The sequence below is a fragment of the Bacillus pumilus genome, from assembly GCF_009937765.1.
GTDB classification, from domain to species: domain Bacteria; phylum Bacillota; class Bacilli; order Bacillales; family Bacillaceae; genus Bacillus; species Bacillus pumilus_O.
Map to the genome: position 1 here is coordinate 1440739 of NZ_CP047089.1, position 19863 is coordinate 1460601.

Below are 19863 nucleotides of genomic sequence, written 5' to 3' on the forward strand. Positions count from 1 at the left end.
TAAAAAAGTAAAACAGTTTTCGATGAAAGATACCCCATGAGGTGATATGGCTTGAAAAAATATTTGCTACTATTATTGATTCTGTTCCCTGCAGTGGAAATCAGTTTATTTTTAATATCAAGTAAAATCATTGGCATTTTGCCAACGATGCTGTTGATCGTACTCACGAGTGCATTAGGCGCTTACTTTGCAAGAAAGCAAGGAATTGAAGCTTTTCAAAAAGTGCAAAGAGATTTACAATATGGCAAAATGCCAGGGGGAACGATAGTTGATGGTTTTTGCATTCTAATCGGTGGTCTGCTACTGCTCATCCCCGGCTTCTTATCGGATATCATCGGTGCGCTGCTGCTCATTCCGATGACGAGAAAGCAAATCAAGCCGCTTTTTGAACGCTGGCTTAGAAACATGTCTAATCGCAATCGCTATACAATTATTCGCTAAAGAGACCTTGAACTAAAGGTCTCTTTTACTTTTGCATGCCGTACCGAATGTACTGATAGATATCGCTGAAAACACCTGCATTACGAAATGCTTGCCACACGACAAGGGAGGCAGGGCCAATGACGAGTCCAAGGAAACCGAACCATTTTAACCCGACAAATAGCGCCACGAGCGTAGCTAAAGGATTAAGTCCAATGGATTTGCTTAAGACTTTTGGCTCTGAAATTTGTCTTTGAAGGAGCACGACAATGTATAAAATGCCGAGCCCAATGGCGAGTGAAAGGTTGCCTGTCATGACGGAGTAAATGATCCATGGCAGAAAAACAGTGCCGCTCCCGATATAAGGAAGTAAATCGACAAACCCAATACATAAAGCAATGACAAGGGCGTGCTCGACTTTTAAGATCATCAGTCCGATGATGACAAGGCCAATGGTCATGGCAACAAGCAAAAGCTGCGCCTTCATAAAACCGGTAATGGCTTTTTTGATTTCAGATAAAATGGCTCGTGTATGCTGCATCCATTTTGCGGGAAAGATACGAGAACCATATTTTTTTAATGTAAACCAATCTTTTGTGATAAAAAAAGTCGCCAGTGCAGAAAACAAAAGGGTTGCGGCTGCATCAGGCAAAAGACCTAAAAAAGCCGGGATAAGCTCGAGAGTTTTTGAAAGAAAAGTCCCTATTTTTGCAGCAGCTTCATCGCCCAGCGCTTGGATTTGTCCCAAAATTGATTCCTTTTGCCCTGCTTGCAGCGTATTAAATTGGGCGGTTACATCATGGTACAAAGGCAGGATCTTATCTGTAAAAAAACGTTCGACAATCCCAATGATTTGATCAAGGTGACCAGGTAGAACTTTTGCTAAATAAGCACTTCCTGAGATGATTTCTGCTACTAAGAGTGTGATGAAACCGGCGGCTACTACTAAAAAGAGCAGTAGTACAATGACTACAACGAATCCTCTCGGCATTCCGGTGATCTCTTCTATTTTGCATACGACAGGGTGAATGAGGCAGGAGACAATAAGTGCAATCCAAAAAGGATATAAAAAAGGAAAAGACTGATATAAAAAGACAACCGCAAATACAGCAATGCTGATCATCATCAAACTTCGTAGAAAAATGGCCATATAGGTGTGATTCACACAATCCCCTCCAAAAAACAAGCATGTCCGATACTTCATTTTATTCAAAAAGATTAGTAATATGAAAAGGTCGCAATAAAAAGAAAGGAAGGGGCGGCGTATGTTTACTCAAGCAAATTTATTTTTGGTTCTTTTACTCGTTATTGCACTTATTGCAAAAAACAATTCATTAATCTTAGCGGTTTCTGTGCTTATTGGGATTAAGCTGATTGGTTTGGATCAAAAGGTTTTCCCGGTTCTTCAATCGAAAGGCATCAATTGGGGGGTCACCGTTATTACTATTGCTGTACTTGTCCCTATTGCAACAGGAGACATTGGATTTAAACAGCTTGGAGAAGCAGTGAAATCTTCTTATGCTTGGATTGCACTTGGAGCGGGTATATTAGTAGCATTAATTGCAAAAAACGGTATTGTGCTACTCGAGAATGATCCGCATATCACGACAGCGCTTGTGTTCGGGACGATTTTAGCAGTCAGCTTATTCAAAGGTGTAGCTGTCGGTCCGCTGATCGGAGCAGGAATTGCTTATTTGGCGATGCAGGCTGTGAAATTTTTCAGCGGTTGAAAAGAGAGTGGTTCATACCACTTTCTTTTTTTATTTTTTTCTTGCGTGAGCTTTTGCAAAAAAACATAATTAAATATAATAAAAGAAGCAAAATCCCTTTATTCCATGCCTGATATGGAAGACTGGAAAAAAAAATATCAAAAAAAATTATAGTTAAACATTTAACAAATGTCTGATTATTGTTTATAATGGGAATAGGCTTAATTTTGAACTCATTGATCACACAAGAGATATGAGGCTAAAAGCGCTCTAACCGTATAGGTAAATGTAAGCATTTTCTTTTCTGAACCTGCCGTCTTATTCGGATTGGATAGCGCTTTCAAAAAGCGAGAATTCTGCAACGAAGGGGAATCTTTTTAAAAAGGGGAGATTGAACATGACAGCAACAAGAGGTCTTGAAGGTATTGTGGCAACAACTTCATCCGTAAGCTCAATTATTGATGATACTCTTACTTACGTAGGGTACAATATCGATGATTTAACTGAAAAAGCTACTTTCGAAGAAATTGTCTACCTGTTATGGCACTTAAAGCTGCCGAATGAGCAAGAGCTGAGCGAGTTAAAACAGCAGCTCAACGAAAATGCTCACATTCCGCAAGAAATCATTGAGCACTTTAAATCGTATTCGCTGGATGGGGTTCATCCAATGTCTGCGATTCGTACAGCGGTATCCTTACTAGGATTACTTGATGACGAATCAGAGATTATGGACAAAGAAGCGAATTACAGAAAAGCCATTCGCTTACAGGCGAAAATTTCTGGACTAGTCGCTGCATTTTCACGTATTCGTAAGGGACTTGAGCCTGTACAGCCAAAAGAAGAATACAGCTATGCTGCAAACTTCTTATATATGCTAAATGGCGAAGAGCCTTCACCAGTAGAAATTGAGGCAATTGATAAGGCACTCATTCTACATGCGGATCATGAATTAAACGCATCGACATTTACAGCACGTGTATGTGTTGCTACACTATCAGATATCTACTCTGGTGTAACAGCGGCTATCGGTGCGCTAAAAGGACCACTTCATGGCGGAGCCAACGAAGGCGTGATGAAGATGCTTTCAGAAATTGGCGAAGTTGAAAACGTAGATTCCTATATTCATGGTAAGCTAGAGAAGAAAGAAAAAATTATGGGCTTTGGCCACCGCGTATATCGCCAAGGTGATCCGCGTGCAAAGCATCTAAAAGAAATGAGTCAGCGTTTAACAAACCTGACTGGCGAGCCGAAATGGTATGAAATGTCTGTTCGCGCAGAGGAAATCGTGACATCAGAGAAAAATCTTCCACCAAATGTTGATTTTTATTCTGCATCTGTATATCACAGTCTTGGGATTGATCATGACTTGTTCACACCAATTTTCGTGATCAGCCGATTCTCTGGATGGATTGCTCACATTTTAGAGCAGTATGACAACAACCGTCTTATCCGTCCAAGAGCTGACTACATTGGACCTGATCTTCAAACGTTTGTTCCGATCAGTGAAAGAGACTAATGTTTATAGAATAAGCAGGGGCTGATCTCGGGAAGGCCAATCAGCCTCTATATCAACAAAAACGAAACACGTGAAAAACTTCTTCGCTTGCAGACATCAAGCCAAGAAGTTTCAAATATTCACTACATAACCTGGGAGGTAATATCATTGTCACAAGGCGAAAAAATTACAGTTACTGGCGGCGTATTGAATGTACCAAATAATCCAATTATCCCGTTTATCGAAGGGGACGGAATCGGTCCTGACATTTGGAAAGCAGCATCAAGAGTACTTGAAGCAGCTGTAGAAAAAGCATATAAAGGTGAAAAGCAAATCACTTGGAAAGAAGTATATGCCGGTGAGAAAGCTTACAATAAAACTGGTGAATGGCTTCCTGAGCAAACACTAGAAGACATTCGTGAATACTTAATCGCAATCAAAGGACCACTAACAACACCAATCGGCGGAGGAATCCGTTCATTAAACGTGGCACTTAGACAAGAGCTTGATCTATTCACATGCTTACGTCCAGTTCGCTGGTTCAAAGGCGTACCGTCTCCTGTGAAACGTCCAGAAGACACAGATATGGTCATCTTCCGTGAGAATACAGAAGATATCTATGCTGGTATCGAGTATGCAAAAGGATCAGACGAAGTGAAGAAGTTAATTGACTTCTTGAAAAACGAATTAGGTGTAAACAAAATCCGTTTTCCAGAAACATCAGGTATCGGAATCAAGCCAGTTTCTGAAGAAGGAACTTCTCGCCTTGTTAGAGCGGCTATCCAATATGCAATCGACCAAGGCCGTAAGTCTGTGACGCTTGTTCACAAAGGGAACATCATGAAATTTACAGAAGGAGCCTTCAAAAACTGGGGCTACGAAGTGGCTGAAAAAGAGTTTGGCGACAAGGTCTTTACATGGGCACAATATGATCGTATTGTAGAACAAGATGGAAAAGATGCGGCAAACAAAGCGCAAAGTGAAGCAGAAGCTGCTGGCAAAATTATTGTCAAAGACAGCATTGCAGATATTTTCCTTCAACAAATCCTAACTCGTCCAGCTGAGTTCGATGTTGTGGCAACAATGAACTTAAACGGAGATTACATCTCTGATGCTCTTGCAGCACAAGTTGGTGGAATTGGTATCGCACCAGGTGCGAACATCAACTACGAAACAGGACACGCTATTTTTGAAGCGACTCACGGAACAGCACCTAAATATGCTGGTCTTGATAAAGTGAACCCATCTTCTGTTCTTCTATCAGGCGTGCTTTTACTTGAGCACCTTGGATGGCAGGAAGCAGCTGATCTAGTGATTCAATCTGTTGAAAATACAATTGCATCAAAAGTCGTTACTTACGATTTTGCTAGATTAATGGATGGCGCAACAGAAGTGAAATGTTCTGAGTTTGCTGACGAGCTCATCAAAAACTTGTCTTGATTCTTAAACTTTAAAGTTAAAGGGGAAAAAGGAAATGGCAAACAAGCGTAAAAAAGTATCTGTTATCGGAGCGGGCTTTACTGGAGCAACTACAGCATTTCTAACGGCTCAAAAAGAATTAGCGGACGTCGTATTAGTCGATATCCCGCAGCTTGAGAACCCAACAAAAGGGAAAGCACTTGATATGCTGGAAGCAAGTCCAGTTCAAGGCTTCGATGCAAACATTACAGGAACTTCTAACTACGAAGATACAGCCGGTTCTGATGTTGTGGTCATTACGGCGGGAATTGCAAGAAAGCCGGGAATGAGCCGTGACGATCTTGTGTCAACAAATGAAAAAATCATGCGTAGTGTGACACGCGAAATCGTTAAATATTCTCCAGAAGCGATCATTGTTGTATTAACAAACCCTGTTGATGCAATGACGTATGCAGTTTATAAAGAATCAGGATTACCAAAGGAAAAAGTCATTGGACAATCGGGTATTCTTGATACAGCACGTTTCCGCACGTTCGTTGCTCAAGAATTAAACCTATCTGTTAAAGACGTGACGGGCTTTGTACTTGGTGGACATGGTGATGACATGGTTCCTCTTGTTCGTTACTCTTATGCAGGCGGTATCCCGCTTGAAACATTGATTCCTAAAGAGCGAATTGATGCAATTGTTGAAAGAACAAGAAAAGGTGGCGGCGAAATCGTAAACCTATTAGGTAACGGTAGTGCCTATTATGCTCCTGCTGCTTCACTAGTCGAAATGGTTGAGGCGATCCTTAAAGATCAGCGCCGCGTCATGCCAACGATTGCTTACCTTGAAGGTGAATATGGCTACGAAGGCATTTACCTAGGTGTACCAACAATCGTAGGTGGAAACGGCCTTGAGCAGATCATCGAGCTTGAGCTGACAGAAGAAGAAAGAAGTCAGCTTGACCGTTCTGTTGAATCTGTTAAGAATGTCATGAAAGTATTGTCTTAATATGAATAAAAAAGAAGGCTTCTCGTATGAGGAGTCTTCTTTTTGTTTACAAAACAAATCTTGTCGAAATTTTAAATTGTTCTCTTGTTAAGCTTTCGTTAAAATGAAAGAGAAAGCATGACTTCTCGCTTTTCACATAAGATACAAAAAAACGGATGCAGGGGAAATCACTAATTGGAGGCACAACATGAATAAAAAAATATTAGTTGTGGATGATGAAGAATCGATTGTAACACTTCTAAGCTATAACCTTGAAAGAGCGGGCTATGATGTCGTCACAGCAAGAGACGGAGAAGAAGCGCTTGAAAAAGCAGCAAGTGAACAGCCTGATCTCATTGTATTAGATTTAATGCTTCCGAAAATGGACGGCATCGAAGTGTGCAAACAACTGAGAATTCAAAAAATGATGTTCCCTATTTTAATGCTGACAGCAAAGGACGATGAATTTGATAAGGTGCTAGGTCTTGAGCTTGGAGCCGATGATTACATGACAAAGCCATTCAGTCCAAGAGAAGTGGGTGCTCGGGTAAAAGCCATCTTGAGAAGAGCACAGCAATCTCAGCCTGCCCCCACACAAGAGGAGAAGGAAGAGATCATTGCAGATCAAATCAAAATTGGTGAACTGCGCATTTTACCAGAACACTACGAAGTCTATTTTCAGGAAGAACGTCTAGAACTGACGCCAAAAGAATTTGAACTACTGCTTTATTTGGCGAAGCATAAAGGACGTGTCCTCACGCGTGATTTATTGCTAAGTGCCGTTTGGAATTATGACTTTGCAGGTGATACTCGTATTGTGGATGTGCATATTAGCCACTTGCGGGACAAAATTGAAAAGAACACGAAAAAACCAACATATATTAAAACGATTCGCGGCTTAGGCTACAAATTGGAGGAGCCAAAGCCAAATGAGTAAAATTAGAACCCGTCTGTTTTCGGGACTCATTTTTCTCCTTTTTATTGTGTTTGTGGCACTTGGTCTTTTCCTAGATCACATGTTCCATGTTTTCTATGAAACAAAATTAACGGAACGAATGGAAAAGGAATCGAGCTTTCTCCTATCTTCCATGAATGGTAATGATCTAAAGGTGAAGCAAAACAAAGAGGTTCTCAATCAGGCACAGCAGCATTTTGATATGAATGCGTCGATTGTGGATGTAAAGGGGAATATCATACATACAACGGGTCAAGCAGAACAAAAGGCCGTCATTCAAAACACACTGAACAATGAACGTCTCCAAACGAAAGGGGTCGTCATTGATGATGAGAAAGACGCGCTGTTCCATTATGCTGTCCCGATCTTAAAACAAAACGAACCAGCGGGTTATTTATTTCTTCATGTGTCATATGAGCCTTTAAATGAAATTGACGGCCAACTTTGGCTTGCCTTAGCCTTTTGTCTTGGCTCGGCGATTATCATCATCGTTTTCTTCGGGTACCGCATGTCGATGAAATATGTAAAACCAATTGATTATGCGACAAAGGTAGCCAAACAGCTAGAACGCGGGAACTATGATACGAATCATTATGAAGAGCTGATGATCGAAACAAGTGAACTGAATACCTCCATGAAGCGTTTGGCAGGAAGTCTTCAAGAAATGACTAGTGCCGGTGAAATGCAGAGAGACCGTTTGCAAACAGTCATAGAAAATATTGGAGCAGGGATTATATTGATTGATAAGATGGGGTACATCCACCTCGTCAATCGAACCTTCCGCAAGCAGTTTAAGGTGCAAAAGCACATTTACATGCACAAGCTGTATCACGAAGCGTTTACCCATGAAGAGATTATCGAATTAATTGACGAAATTTTCATGACAGAAACGAAGGTGCGGAAGTTTTTACGTCTAGCCGTTGACATTGAACGTCGCTACTTCCAAGTCGATGGGGTACCCATTTTAAGTACAGACGACGAATGGAAAGGCATTGTCCTCGTGTTTCATGACGTCACAGAAACGAAGCAGCTGGAGCAGATGCGAAAAGACTTTGTCGCCAATGTGTCTCATGAGTTAAAAACACCGATTACGTCGATTAAAGGATTTTCTGAAACCCTTCTTGATGGTGCGATTGATGACAAAGAAGCACTGACAGAATTCCTTTCTATCATTTTAAAAGAGAGTGTCCGTCTAGAAACATTGATTCAAGACTTACTTGATCTTTCTAAAATTGAGCAGCAGCAATTCAAACTGAATATTCAAGAAGCCAATGCGACAGAAATCATCCAAGAGATTCAAGTGCTGTTAAATCAAAAGGCTACAGAAAAAGGCATTCAATTACACGTGCGTGTCCCAAAAGAACCGGTCTATGTCATGGCAGACCCGCTAAGGTTAAAGCAAATCTTCCTCAATCTCGTTAATAATGCTCTTACCTATACACCAGAGGGAGGAAGTGTCACCATTTCAGCAAGAAAGCGAAAAGGTGCCTATGAATTTGATGTAGCAGATACAGGGATCGGGATGAAGAAAAGTGAGATTCCAAGAATATTTGAGAGATTTTATCGAATTGATAAAGATAGAAGCAGAAATTCAGGCGGTACAGGTCTTGGTCTTGCCATTGTCAAACACCTTGTAGAGGCGCATGAAGGAACCATTTCTGTCCGCAGCAAACAAGGGAAAGGAACGACTTTTACAGTGAGCTTGAAATCGACATAGAGAAAAAAGGAAAGTCACGTTAAAATTTACATGATCTTTACAATGAATTCATGTTTTGTTAACCATTCATTGATAGGATGAATAGGAACCCCTTCATCCAAGGAGCCAATTTTGGAAGGACGAAAACACATGTTGTTTTCGTCCCTTTTTTATGCAGGCTCGACTATTTTCTTTTCAAAATAAACTTTGATAAAATGGAGATACAATGTGTGAAAGAGACGGCTGAGATGGCTCAGCCGATGGAGGATTAAAACATGACAGACAAAAAGAAATTAGTGTTAGTGGATGGAAACAGCCTTGCATATCGAGCCTTTTTTGCTTTGCCGCTATTATCAAATGATAAAGGCGTACATACAAATGCTATTTATGGCTTTGCGATGATCTTAATGAAAATGCTGGAGGACGAGAAGCCAACCCATATGCTCGTCGCATTTGATGCGGGAAAAACAACCTTCCGCCACGAGACATTTAAAGAATATAAAGGCGGAAGACAAAAAACCCCGCCAGAGCTATCAGAACAAATGCCATTCATCCGTGAACTATTAGATGCCTATCAGGTGAAAAGGTACGAGCTTCCTCAATATGAGGCAGATGATATTATCGGAACATTGGCTGTCGAGGCAGAAAAAGACGGCTTTGAAGTCAAAATCTTCTCAGGAGATAAAGACTTAACACAGCTCTCAACTGATCATACGACAGTGGCTATTACGAAAAAAGGCATCACAGAAGTCGAATACTACACACCTGCTCATATTGAAGAGAAATATGGTCTGCGACCAGATCAAATCATTGACATGAAAGGGCTAATGGGAGATTCATCAGATAATATCCCAGGCGTCCCAGGTGTAGGCGAAAAAACAGCCATTAAATTGTTAAAGCAGTTTGAAACAGTTGAGAACCTGCTTGAACATATTGATGAAGTGAGCGGGAAAAAACTGAAAGAAAAGCTTGAAGAATTTAAAGAGCAAGCAGTCATGAGTAAAGAGCTGGCGACCATTCTCGTAGAAGCACCTATTGATGTGTCCAGCAAAGATCTCGCCTACGAAGGTCCACATATGGATCAAGTGATCTCTCTTTATAAAGAACTAGGCTTTCAAACGCTGCTAGAGCGTCTAGGAGAAGCCCCAGAAACAGATGAACAGGTTGAAGTAGACGCATTAGAAGTGAAAAAAATGACAGCTGTAACCAGCGAGATGCTGACAGATCATGCAGCCCTTGTGGTAGAACAGCTTGGAGATAATTATCACGAAGCGGATTTGATCGGTTTTGCGATCCATAATGAAAATGGTGCGTTTTTTATGACAAAAGAAGATGCGCTTCAATCAGAGGCATTTAAAGAATGGGTACAGGATGAAACGAAGAAAAAATGGGTCTTTGATTCAAAAAGAGCCGTTGTCGCCCTCAGATGGCATGATGTTGACCTAAAAGGTGTCGACAATGATGTTCTGCTCGCTTCCTACGTCGTCAACCCGCAGAAAACTTACGAAGACGTCGCAAGTGTAGCGAAGGAATATGGTCTGAATATCGCTCTTTCTGATGAAAAAGTATACGGAAAAGGAGCAAAGCAGGCGATCCCACCTGAAGATGAACTGAAAGAACATCTCGGACGCAAAGCAGCGGCGATCTCAGCCTTGCATGATTTAACACTGGAAGCATTAGAGAAAAATGATCAACATGAACTCTATGAAGATTTAGAGCTTCCGCTTGCACTCATCTTAGGTGAAATGGAATCTCTTGGAGTCAAGGTAGATATAAAGCGCCTAGAGAACATGGGTGAAGAATTAACGAAAAAGCTCAAAGAATATGAAGAAACCATTCACCGTTTAGCAGGAGAAACGTTTAATATCAATTCTCCTAAACAGCTTGGCGTCATTCTTTTTGAAAAATTAGGTCTCCCGATTATTAAGAAGACAAAAACAGGCTATTCAACGTCTGCAGATGTGCTTGAAAAGCTTGAAGATAAGCATGAAATCATTCGGTCCATTCTGCACTACAGACAAATTGGAAAGCTGCAATCGACCTATGTAGAAGGGTTAATGAAAGTAACGCGTAAGGATACTCATAAAGTGCATACAAGATTTAACCAGGCACTCACGCAAACAGGAAGATTAAGCTCCACAGATCCAAACCTTCAAAACATCCCGATTCGTTTAGAAGAAGGACGGAAGATTCGTCAAGCGTTCGTTCCTTCAAAAGAAGGCTGGCTCATGTTTGCAGCAGACTATTCACAAATCGAACTGCGTGTACTTGCTCATATTTCACAAGATGAGAATTTGATTGAAGCATTTACGAGGGACATGGACATTCACACGAAAACAGCGATGGACGTGTTTCATGTCTCAGAAGAAGAAGTAACTTCCGCGATGAGAAGACAAGCCAAGGCAGTAAACTTTGGTATTGTATACGGAATCAGTGATTACGGACTTTCTCAAAACCTTGGAATCACAAGAAAAGAAGCAGCCGCATTTATCGAGCGCTATTTAACAAGTTTTAAAGGCGTGAAAACCTATATGGAAGAAATCGTTCAGGAAGCGAAACAAAAAGGCTACGTCACGACGCTTCTTAAACGCAGACGGTATATCCCGGACATCACAAGCCGTAATTTTAATATCAAAAGCTTTGCAGAACGAACAGCTATGAACACACCGATCCAAGGCAGCGCAGCCGATATTATTAAAAAAGCGATGATTGATATGGCACGAAGGCTCAAAGAAGAAAACCTGCAAACAAATCTTTTATTACAGGTGCACGATGAATTGATCTTCGAAGCGCCAAAAGAAGAAATTGCCATTCTTGAAAAGATTGTTCCTGAAGTCATGGAAAATGCACTTCAGCTTGATGTGCCACTAAAAGTTGATTTTGCTTCAGGTCCATCTTGGTACGATGCAAAATAAATCATAGAGATAAAAAGGAGCGAGGAGCATGCCGGAATTACCAGAAGTTGAAACCGTCCGGCGCACTCTCAAGCGGTTAGTCGAAGGAAAGACGATTGAAACGGTCGATATCAAATGGCCAAACATCATCAAACGTCCTGGGGAGCCGGAAGAGTTCGCAAGAAGAATGGTTGGAGAAACCATACAAACCATTGAAAGAAGAGGGAAGTTCCTCCTCTTTCATTTAGACCATTATGTGATGGTCTCCCATTTAAGGATGGAAGGGAAATATCGTGTACATGAAGCGCATGAGCCTTATGATAAACACGTACACGTCGTCTTTACGTTTACCGATGGAACGGAGCTTCGGTATCATGATGTACGTAAATTTGGCACGATGCATTTATTTCAGCCGGGTGAAGAGGAAAAGGAACTCCCGCTATCACAGCTGGGCTATGAACCATTTGATGAACAGTTCACTCCTGAGTATTTATGGGAGCAATTGAAAAAAACAACACGCGTCGTCAAAACAGCACTGCTTGATCAAAAGATTGTCGTAGGGCTTGGTAACATTTATGTAGATGAGGTCCTGTTTAAATCAGGGATTCATCCAGAAACGAAAGCGAATCAGCTTAGCCTGGAATCCTGCAAAGTGCTTCACAAACAGATCATCGATACGCTTCAAGTGGCGGTAGATGCGGGTGGAAGTACGATTCGTTCTTATATCAACTCACAAGGAGATATTGGTACGTTTCAATTGCAGCTTCTTGTATATGACCGGCGGGGAGAGCCTTGCCAAACATGCGGAAGCATCATTGAGAAAACAGTAGTCGGAGGGCGCGGTACACACTTTTGTGTGACCTGCCAAAAACGTCCTTAATCAGCTTAGCCATGAGCATGCTTCCTTTTTGTAATGCATACGATAAAAAACATTCATTTTTCAGCAAGGTGTAGACTGACACACAGCCCACCTGCTCTTCATATAGTGAAGAAGAGTCTAAGAACGCCCAGAGACTCTTGATCATCGTTGCAAGAACAGAAAGGAAGAGTTCAGGTATGATTTCGATTTCGCTCCTGTTTTTAGCTATTGCAGTTAGCATCGACAGCTTTTCTGTAGGCTTTACGTATGGTCTCCGCAAAATGAGGATCCCATTTAAAGCCATCGTCATTATTGCATGCTGCTCAGGGATTGTGCTGCTCATTTCTATGCTGATTGGCAGCCTGCTGACGACATTTCTCCCTGTTTCAGTGACCGATAAACTGGGGGGAGGCATTTTAATTGCCATCGGCCTTTGGGTCCTGTATCAATTTTACAAACCAGCGAAAGAGCGTGATTTGCTTCTTCATGAAAAGACATTGCTTAATGTGGAAGTCCAATCGCTTGGGCTTGTCATTCACATTTTAAGAAAGCCGACAAGTGCAGATATTGACCGATCTGGGACGATTAATGGAATAGAAGCTGTCCTTCTTGGAATTGCTTTATCCATTGATGCATTTGGCGCAGGGATTGGCGCAGCGATTCTAGGCTTTTCTCCAATTGTCATGAGTATCACGGTCGCAGTGATGAGTTCACTTTTTGTATGTATCGGGCTACGAGCCGGTCATTACTTGGCAAATTGGCGCTGGATCGATAAACTCGCATGTTTACCAGGGCTTCTGCTCATATTAATCGGGGTTTGGAAGCTGTAAAAGGAGGAAATCAATTGACGCTTGTCATTGGATTAACAGGCGGGATTGCTAGCGGAAAAAGCACAGTCTCGCAGATGATAAAAGAGCAGGGCATCCGGGTTGTGGACGCAGATGTGATTGCAAAAGAAGCGGTCGGCAAAGGAACACCCGCCCTTCATCATATCGTTCAAACCTTTGGTGAGGGTGTCCTCCTGCCAAATGGAGAGCTGGACCGGCAGCAACTCGGAGCCATTATTTTTTCTAATGAAGAGAAAAGAAAGCAGTTAAATGCGATCGTTCATCCAGAAGTGCGAAAGGAAATGCTCAGGCAGCGTGATGAAGGCATTAATAGCCGAGAAACATTCGTTGTCCTGGATATCCCGCTTTTATTTGAGAGTCAGCTGGAGAGTCTCGTCGACCGTATTATTGTGGTGTATACAACACCAGAATTACAGCTATCACGACTCATGAATCGAAACGACCTTAGTGAGGAGGAAGCGCTGAATCGGATTCACTCTCAGCAGCCTCTTGAGGAAAAATGTAAGAAAGCAGACCACGTGATAGAAAATACACAAGACCTTGCTTTTATTCGAAAGCAATTGCAGAACATATTAAATGAATGGGAACATACAGATAAGTAAGAGTACATACAAGTACTCTTCTTTTTTTATGCTTTATTCTCATTTCCTTTGAAAAGAACAGCCCTTTTTAGAAAATATACGTTTATATACTGGCAATTACATTCTAATGTGATATACTAATTTCATAAATAAATTTATTGAGTATAACACATAATAGAGGAGTGACCTGTTCATGAAGGTAAAAGCAGCGATCAATGGGTTTGGCAGAATTGGACGCATGGTCTTCAGAAAAGCAATGCTTGATGATCAAATTCAAATTGTAGCGGTGAACGCAAGCTATCCTGCCGAAACGCTAGCACATTTAATTAAATATGACACAAATCATGGACGTTACGAATGCGATGTGATAGCAGAAGATGACGCCCTGATTGTAAATGGGAAAAGAGTGCTTTTGCTCAATAACAGAGACCCAAAGCAGCTTCCATGGGGAGAGCTTGGGATTGATATCGTCATAGAAGCAACAGGGAAATTTAATTCAAAAGATCAAGCGATGGGCCATATAGATGCCGGAGCGAAAAAAGTCGTACTTACAGCTCCAGGTAAAAATGAAGACGTTACAATTGTAATGGGCGTTAATGAGGATGATCTTGATCCTGAAAAGCACGTCGTTATTTCAAACGCATCTTGTACAACAAACTGTTTAGCACCAGTTGTCAAATTGTTAGATGATGAATTCGGCATCGACAACGGTTTAATGACAACGGTTCATGCATATACAAATGATCAAAAAAATATCGACAACCCGCATAAGGATTTACGCCGGGCAAGAGCATGTGCCCAGTCCATTATTCCAACTACGACGGGTGCTGCTAAAGCGCTTTCTTTAGTGCTGCCACACATGAAAGGGAAATTACATGGACTCGCACTTCGTGTGCCTGTTTCCAATGTATCGATGGTTGATCTTGTTGTCGACTTGAAAAAAGATGTCACAGCAGAAGAAGTCAATGCAGCCTTCTCTAATGCATCAAAAACTTCTTTATCCGGTATCTTAGATTACACGGATGAGCCGCTTGTTTCTACAGACTTTAATACGAATCCTTATTCAGCTGTCGTAGATGGACTCACAACGATGGTGATGGGGGATAGAAAAGTAAAAGTTCTTGCATGGTATGACAATGAATGGGGTTATTCATGCAGAGTAGTGGATCTTGTGAAGTTTGTCGGATCGCAGATGAAAGAGCTTTCTGCTGTTTGAAATGAAGAAGACGAACGTCCCTTTTCAAGAAATGAGAGAAAATCCCATTGAAAACACAGCTTGCAAAATGGGTCTAAACAAAGTATACTATTTTTCGTGAACTTCTTGTTCGCAGACTCATTCGGGTATACTTAAAGGGTTAGGACCTCTTTGGACTAACTTTCCCCCGTGGTATATGTCCGGTCCGGCTGCTTAGAACTTCACTCTTTCATTCTTGTTTAAGGGGGGTCCATGATGGAAACAATCGGACGTCACGTTATCTCCGAGTTATGGGGATGCGACTGTGATAAACTGAACGACATGGATTTTATTGAAAAAACGTTTGTAAATGCAGCTTTGAAATCAGGAGCTGAGGTAAGAGAGGTTGCTTTTCACAAATTTGCACCTCAAGGAGTAAGTGGAGTTGTCATTATTTCTGAATCTCATCTGACAATTCACAGCTTTCCTGAACATGGTTATGCGAGCATAGATGTTTATACTTGCGGCGACCTAGATCCGAATATTGCAGCAGATCATATCGGAGATGAATTAGGTGCTGAAACAAGAGAAAACATCGAAATTCCTCGAGGCATGGGACCTGTACAAGTGAAACAGGCACAAGCCAAAGCACTGTAAACATAAAAAAAGATCGCAATGGGAGCTGGCCAAAAGCATTGACATGCCTTTGTGTTATGCTCCTTTTTATATTTGTTTAATAGAGAAAATCCAACATTCCCCAACTTGCCTATACTTTTGTTCTAGGAAAACAAAGGTTTTTTTTATAAAATAAAGAAGAGGCATTATGGCAAAGGGGATACGTATATGACTTTAGGACAAAAGTTCAAACGGTTCATGTCAAATCATACAGAAACATCTGACGAGCATCCAGTGTCAGAACTGAAAAGCCATTACTACAAATCGACGAATGCGCAAGTTTTTCAAGCATTGGAAGCCATGCTTTCTAGGCACGCTTCCTATCAAGTGACATCTGTTTCAGCAGAACGAGGTGAAATGAGCGCAAATATCACAATGCCGAAAAAAGCCTTTCTCGTAGCGACTGTCATTTCAATTCGTCCTTTTGAAACAGCTGTCGATTTTAATGTGACAACAGAAACAGCCCTGCCAACAGATTTTGGCTATAGTGCGAAAACGATTTTTTCCCTTTATGATGAACTAGACAAACAACTTCCAAGAATAGATCGGAGCTGATGATATGAAATGTCCCACATGTCAGCACCTTGGCACAAGGGTGCTTGATTCAAGACCAGTAGATGAAGGGAAATCCATCCGTCGTAGAAGAGAGTGTGAAAGCTGCCAATATCGCTTTACGACGTTTGAGAAATTAGAAGAATTACCACTGATTGTGGTGAAAAAAGAAGGAATTCGAGAAGAATTCAGTCGCGAAAAGATGCTGAGAGGACTCATTAAAGCGTGTGAAAAGCGTCCTGTTGCTTTAAAGCAGTTGGAGGATGTCTGCTTTAATATCGAAAAAGAATTGCGTAATCAAGGCATGTCAGAAGTGAAAAGTGAGCTTGTAGGTGAAATGGTGATGGACGAGCTGGCAAAAATTGATGAAGTGTCTTACGTCAGATTCGCCTCGGTTTACCGGCAGTTTAAAGATATCAACGTCTTTATTGATGAATTAAAAGATTTATTAAAGAAAGAACGCTAAAAAAGAGCTGAAGATTCTTCACGCTCTTTTTCCTGCGTAAAGCGTAAAACGCAAAAAGGGTGTACAATAGAAACAATTGCAATTCATGGGGAGGATCAGCATATGACAGAGCATTGGAAGGAAGTGCTAGCCGTCGATCCATATGTCGTCAAAAGCGCTTCATTGCTCGGTGACATCGATAGACAGCTCATCACTCTTTTATATCAGCCGCTTATAGGTATGTCCGCTTTCAGCTTATATATGACGCTGTGGGGAGAGCTGGAACAAAATCGTATGTGGGGGAAACCCGCACCTCATCGGCAGCTCATGGTCATGCTGCAAACGAATTTGAATGATATATTTGAGGAACGTTTAAAGCTTGAAGCGATTGGTTTACTCCGCACATATGAACAGGAAACGGAAGAAGGCAGACTGTTTACATATGAGCTTGTGCCGCCGCTAAGACCAGATGAGTTTTTCCAAGATGGAATGTTGAATGTCCTGCTGTACCATCGTGTAGAGAAAGCGAAATATATGCAGCTTCGCGATTATTTCTCGTATCCCGGTGTTCCGGCAGAGGCAAAGAACATCTCGCGGTCGTTTGAAGAAGTCTTTCACGTATTGCAGCCAGGTGAACGCAGGATGACAGAAGAAATCAATCAGGCGTCATCACTTGATCAAGGCTATGAATATGTGACCGTTGGATCGAGTCAGCCGGCTCCGCTCTCAGACGATTCCTTTGATTTCGATCTATTGTTAGCGGGTATGTCTGATATGATGATTCCAAGAAAGGCTTTGACAAAGCAGGTGAAAGAAACCATTAAGAAGTTAGCCGTTGTATACGGCATCACCCCGCTTCAAATGCAAAATATTGTAGCAGGCGCCTGCGGTTCTGATCAAATGATCTCAACAGAAGAATTGAGAAAAGCGGCAAGAGACTGGTACCAAATTGAATATAGAGGCGAGCAGCCAAAACTCATTGATCAAAAACAGCCGAGACACTTGCGTCAAGATGCTTCAAAGTCGCCGTTAGCAGATACGCCTGATGCAAAACTGATTGAAAAGCTTGACCACATTTCGCCTAGGGAACTGCTAAAAGATATGGCTGATGGCATTGAGCCAACGTATGCTGACTTAAGAATTGTCGAGGATATTATGCTTGAGCAGCAGCTAGAGCCAGGGGTCATGAATGTTTTGATCTACTATACATTGCTGAAAACAGATATGAAGCTGTCGAAAACATATATGCAAAAAATTGCCGCTCATTGGGTGAGAAAGAAAATTAAAACTGTGGCAGCAGCCATGAAAATTGCCAAAGAAGAGAATAGGCAAATGACAGAATGGGCGCAGCAGAAAAAGCAGCGCAGCACATACGGATCAGGGAAAGTTGTTCGTGAAGAGAAGCTTCCTGACTGGATGAAAGAAACCGAAACGAAAGAACAGCCAGCAAAAGAACAAACAGACAGTCTATCGACAGAAGATCTCGAACGAGAAAAAGAAAAACTGTTAGATCAGTTTAAAAATATGAAAAAGTACAATGCACATTAAGAAGAGGTGAGATGAGGATGAAACCGATCGGTCGTTCATTTGATCAGCTAAAAGGGCGCGTAGATTTTCGTGTGAGATACAATCAGATTAAAGAGAGTGTGTTATCTGATGAAGATGTAAAAGCTTTTTTACAGGAGCACCAAGAAGACATACACGAAGACATGATCAATCGCAGCTTGAACCGGCTTTTTGAATATGTGCAGCAGGCGAAGGGCTGTTCATATTGCTTAGATGAAGAGAACGTCAATGCGATATTAGACGGTTATCACCCAAAGCTTGTGATTAAAGGTCAGAGTATTGATATTGAATATTCCCCTTGTCCAGTCAAGCTACGGTTCGATAGACAGAAAAAACAGCAAGAGCTCATGAAAAGCATGTACATTCCGCAAAATGTTCTTCAAGCAACGTTTGCTGATTTGAACGTTGTAGGAAGACAGGAAGTCATTCAAAAAGTAGGGCAATTCCTGCAAAGCTATGACGAGACGGGCAAAGGAAAAGGCTTATATTTACACGGAAAGTTTGGAGTAGGAAAAACGTATATTCTGGCAGCCATTGCGCAGCAGTTAGCGGAGAAGGAATATCCATCTCTCCTTGTGTACGTGCCTGAGTTTGTAAGAGAGCTAAAAAATTCGTTAGCCGATCATACATTAGAATCAAAACTGAACATGGTCAAATCCACTCCTATATTAATGCTTGATGATATTGGGGCCGAGTCGATGACAAGCTGGGTTCGAGATGAACTACTTGGAACGATTTTACAATATCGTATGGCAGAGCAGCTGCCGACTTTCTTCTCCTCTAATTTCTCACCAAGTGAACTGAAGCATCACTTTACGTATTCACAGCGCGGGGAAAAAGAAGAGGTCAAAGCTGCTCGTTTAATGGAACGGATTCTCTATTTAGCAGAGGCAGTCTTGCTCGAAGGAGAAAACCGCCGTCATTTATAAAAGTGTCTATCACGTGAAGGAGGAGCAAATGAAATGAACAAAAGAAAATGGCTACTTTTTCTCGTGATTGCAGGTCTCGCTGTTTTACTTTGGTGGCTGAACAAACAGCATCTTCAGCTGGCGCCGAAAGATGTGAAGAATTGGGTGCTACAATTTGGACTGCTGGCTCCCTTTGTTTTTCTGTTCTTATCTCTTTTTCGCCCGTTTGTTCTTGTCCCGCTTACGGTCTTTTCGCTGGCAGCAGGTTTGGCCTTCGGAAGTGTTCTTGGGACGATTTATGCCCTCGTCGGTGCAACCGCCGGCGCATTAGGCTCCTTCCTGCTTGCTACAACCTTTCGTTCCAAAAAGAAGGAAACAGAATCAAGCAGCCGGAAGCTGAGAGCGGTGACATCCCGCATTCAGGAGCATGGGTTTCTTTACATTTTGTTATTGCGTATTGCCCCCATCCATTTTGACTTTGTCAGCTATGCGGCAGCAGCTTCACGTGCGAATTATCGTGCATTTACGGCAGCTACCTTTTTAGGTTTAATACCGGGTACAGTGGCCTTAAATGTCCTTGGTTCTAGCTTTGTCAGCGGCAATTATGCCGCCTTAGCAATCGTTTGTTTGATTTATCTCATCTTTATCTCAGTTCCGCTCGTTCTAAAAAGAAAGAGGCCTGATTTATTTTAGG

General features: G+C 41.7%; 19 protein-coding genes. 18 read left to right on the forward strand and 1 reads right to left on the reverse strand.

The features are described from left to right. The first annotated feature begins 51 nt into the window (after window positions 1–51). Window positions 52–441, forward strand: a complete 390-nt coding sequence (locus tag GPS65_RS06975) for an FxsA family protein (RefSeq protein WP_144481854.1) — start codon at window positions 52–54, stop codon at window positions 439–441. A 25-nt stretch (window positions 442–466) separates the two neighbouring features. Here GPS65_RS06975 and ytvI read toward each other — a convergent pair whose 3' ends face one another. Continuing rightward, entirely contained in the window at window positions 467–1585 is a 1119-nt protein-coding gene (gene ytvI / locus GPS65_RS06980) for a sporulation integral membrane protein YtvI (RefSeq protein WP_119125213.1), read from the reverse strand. 100 nt (window positions 1586–1685) lie between these two features. Between ytvI and GPS65_RS06985 the strand changes: the two genes are divergently transcribed. The 17 genes from GPS65_RS06985 to GPS65_RS07065 all read left to right on the forward strand — a co-directional run bounded on the left by GPS65_RS06985 (window position 1686) and on the right by GPS65_RS07065 (window position 19862). Beyond that, window positions 1686–2150 carry a DUF441 domain-containing protein gene (locus GPS65_RS06985; RefSeq protein WP_119125212.1) on the forward strand — a complete coding sequence of 155 codons (465 nt, stop codon included), beginning with the start codon at window positions 1686–1688 and terminating at the stop codon, window positions 2148–2150. A gap of 376 nt (window positions 2151–2526) precedes the next feature. Beyond that, window positions 2527–3645 carry a citrate synthase gene (gene citZ, locus GPS65_RS06990; RefSeq protein WP_008346063.1) on the forward strand — a complete coding sequence of 373 codons (1119 nt, stop codon included), beginning with the start codon at window positions 2527–2529 and terminating at the stop codon, window positions 3643–3645. Between the two features lie 147 nt (window positions 3646–3792). After that, entirely contained in the window at window positions 3793–5064 is a 1272-nt protein-coding gene (icd, locus tag GPS65_RS06995) for an NADP-dependent isocitrate dehydrogenase (RefSeq protein ID WP_012010859.1), read from the forward strand. A gap of 34 nt (window positions 5065–5098) precedes the next feature. Continuing rightward, a complete protein-coding gene (gene mdh / locus GPS65_RS07000; RefSeq protein WP_007501693.1) occupies window positions 5099–6037 on the forward strand; it encodes a malate dehydrogenase in 939 nt (312 codons plus the stop codon). A 187-nt stretch (window positions 6038–6224) separates the two neighbouring features. Continuing rightward, window positions 6225–6953 carry a response regulator transcription factor gene (locus GPS65_RS07005; RefSeq protein ID WP_012010858.1) on the forward strand — a complete coding sequence of 243 codons (729 nt, stop codon included), beginning with the start codon at window positions 6225–6227 and terminating at the stop codon, window positions 6951–6953. Further along, window positions 6946–8688, forward strand: a complete 1743-nt coding sequence (gene pnpS, locus GPS65_RS07010) for a two-component system histidine kinase PnpS (RefSeq protein WP_119125211.1) — start codon at window positions 6946–6948, stop codon at window positions 8686–8688. Before GPS65_RS07005 ends, pnpS begins: the two co-directional genes overlap by 8 nt. A gap of 254 nt (window positions 8689–8942) precedes the next feature. Continuing rightward, window positions 8943–11582, forward strand: coding sequence for a DNA polymerase I (gene polA / locus GPS65_RS07015; RefSeq protein ID WP_119125210.1), 2640 nt, complete (start codon window positions 8943–8945; stop codon window positions 11580–11582). A gap of 28 nt (window positions 11583–11610) precedes the next feature. Next, the gene (gene mutM / locus GPS65_RS07020; protein ID WP_012010855.1) at window positions 11611–12441 is read left to right on the forward strand and encodes a DNA-formamidopyrimidine glycosylase; all 831 of its coding nucleotides are present in this window, start codon (window positions 11611–11613) and stop codon (window positions 12439–12441) included. Between the two features lie 176 nt (window positions 12442–12617). Beyond that, window positions 12618–13250: a sporulation membrane protein YtaF gene (ytaF, locus tag GPS65_RS07025; RefSeq protein ID WP_003216274.1), complete on the forward strand. Its 633-nt coding sequence runs from the start codon at window positions 12618–12620 to the stop codon at window positions 13248–13250. 14 nt (window positions 13251–13264) lie between these two features. Beyond that, complete coding sequence (coaE, locus tag GPS65_RS07030) at window positions 13265–13870, forward strand: dephospho-CoA kinase (protein ID WP_012010854.1); 606 nt, start codon at window positions 13265–13267, stop codon at window positions 13868–13870. Between the two features lie 172 nt (window positions 13871–14042). Continuing rightward, a complete protein-coding gene (locus GPS65_RS07035; RefSeq protein WP_012010853.1) occupies window positions 14043–15065 on the forward strand; it encodes a glyceraldehyde-3-phosphate dehydrogenase in 1023 nt (340 codons plus the stop codon). 234 nt (window positions 15066–15299) lie between these two features. Continuing rightward, window positions 15300–15680 (forward strand): adenosylmethionine decarboxylase, encoded by a 381-nt coding sequence (speD, locus tag GPS65_RS07040; protein ID WP_003216492.1) that lies wholly within the window; start codon window positions 15300–15302, stop codon window positions 15678–15680. Between the two features lie 186 nt (window positions 15681–15866). Next, window positions 15867–16253, forward strand: coding sequence for a hypothetical protein (locus GPS65_RS07045; RefSeq protein ID WP_012010851.1), 387 nt, complete (start codon window positions 15867–15869; stop codon window positions 16251–16253). A 4-nt stretch (window positions 16254–16257) separates the two neighbouring features. Beyond that, window positions 16258–16716, forward strand: coding sequence for a transcriptional regulator NrdR (gene nrdR / locus GPS65_RS07050; protein WP_003216720.1), 459 nt, complete (start codon window positions 16258–16260; stop codon window positions 16714–16716). A gap of 102 nt (window positions 16717–16818) precedes the next feature. After that, the gene (gene dnaB, locus GPS65_RS07055) at window positions 16819–18243 is read left to right on the forward strand and encodes a replicative helicase loading/DNA remodeling protein DnaB (protein ID WP_012010850.1); all 1425 of its coding nucleotides are present in this window, start codon (window positions 16819–16821) and stop codon (window positions 18241–18243) included. Between the two features lie 17 nt (window positions 18244–18260). Then, window positions 18261–19190, forward strand: coding sequence for a primosomal protein DnaI (gene dnaI, locus GPS65_RS07060; protein ID WP_012010849.1), 930 nt, complete (start codon window positions 18261–18263; stop codon window positions 19188–19190). A gap of 33 nt (window positions 19191–19223) precedes the next feature. Beyond that, a complete protein-coding gene (locus GPS65_RS07065) occupies window positions 19224–19862 on the forward strand; it encodes a TVP38/TMEM64 family protein (protein ID WP_012010848.1) in 639 nt (212 codons plus the stop codon). Window position 19863 lies beyond the last annotated feature (1 nt).

What these genes read in the sequence shown, in the direction of transcription:
- GPS65_RS06985 (WP_119125212.1), top strand. Translation starts at nt 1,686, where the DNA reads ATGTTTACTCAAGCAAATTTATTTTTGGTTCTTTTACTCGTTATTGCA.
- citZ (WP_008346063.1), top strand. Translation starts at nt 2,527, where the DNA reads ATGACAGCAACAAGAGGTCTTGAAGGTATTGTGGCAACAACTTCATCC.
- mdh (WP_007501693.1), top strand. Translation starts at nt 5,099, where the DNA reads ATGGCAAACAAGCGTAAAAAAGTATCTGTTATCGGAGCGGGCTTTACT.
- GPS65_RS07005 (WP_012010858.1), top strand. Translation starts at nt 6,225, where the DNA reads ATGAATAAAAAAATATTAGTTGTGGATGATGAAGAATCGATTGTAACA.
- pnpS (WP_119125211.1), top strand. Translation starts at nt 6,946, where the DNA reads ATGAGTAAAATTAGAACCCGTCTGTTTTCGGGACTCATTTTTCTCCTT.
- polA (WP_119125210.1), top strand. Translation starts at nt 8,943, where the DNA reads ATGACAGACAAAAAGAAATTAGTGTTAGTGGATGGAAACAGCCTTGCA.
- mutM (WP_012010855.1), top strand. Translation starts at nt 11,611, where the DNA reads ATGCCGGAATTACCAGAAGTTGAAACCGTCCGGCGCACTCTCAAGCGG.
- ytaF (WP_003216274.1), top strand. Translation starts at nt 12,618, where the DNA reads ATGATTTCGATTTCGCTCCTGTTTTTAGCTATTGCAGTTAGCATCGAC.
- GPS65_RS07035 (WP_012010853.1), top strand. Translation starts at nt 14,043, where the DNA reads ATGAAGGTAAAAGCAGCGATCAATGGGTTTGGCAGAATTGGACGCATG.
- speD (WP_003216492.1), top strand. Translation starts at nt 15,300, where the DNA reads ATGGAAACAATCGGACGTCACGTTATCTCCGAGTTATGGGGATGCGAC.
- GPS65_RS07045 (WP_012010851.1), top strand. Translation starts at nt 15,867, where the DNA reads ATGACTTTAGGACAAAAGTTCAAACGGTTCATGTCAAATCATACAGAA.
- nrdR (WP_003216720.1), top strand. Translation starts at nt 16,258, where the DNA reads ATGAAATGTCCCACATGTCAGCACCTTGGCACAAGGGTGCTTGATTCA.
- dnaB (WP_012010850.1), top strand. Translation starts at nt 16,819, where the DNA reads ATGACAGAGCATTGGAAGGAAGTGCTAGCCGTCGATCCATATGTCGTC.
- dnaI (WP_012010849.1), top strand. Translation starts at nt 18,261, where the DNA reads ATGAAACCGATCGGTCGTTCATTTGATCAGCTAAAAGGGCGCGTAGAT.
- GPS65_RS07065 (WP_012010848.1), top strand. Translation starts at nt 19,224, where the DNA reads ATGAACAAAAGAAAATGGCTACTTTTTCTCGTGATTGCAGGTCTCGCT.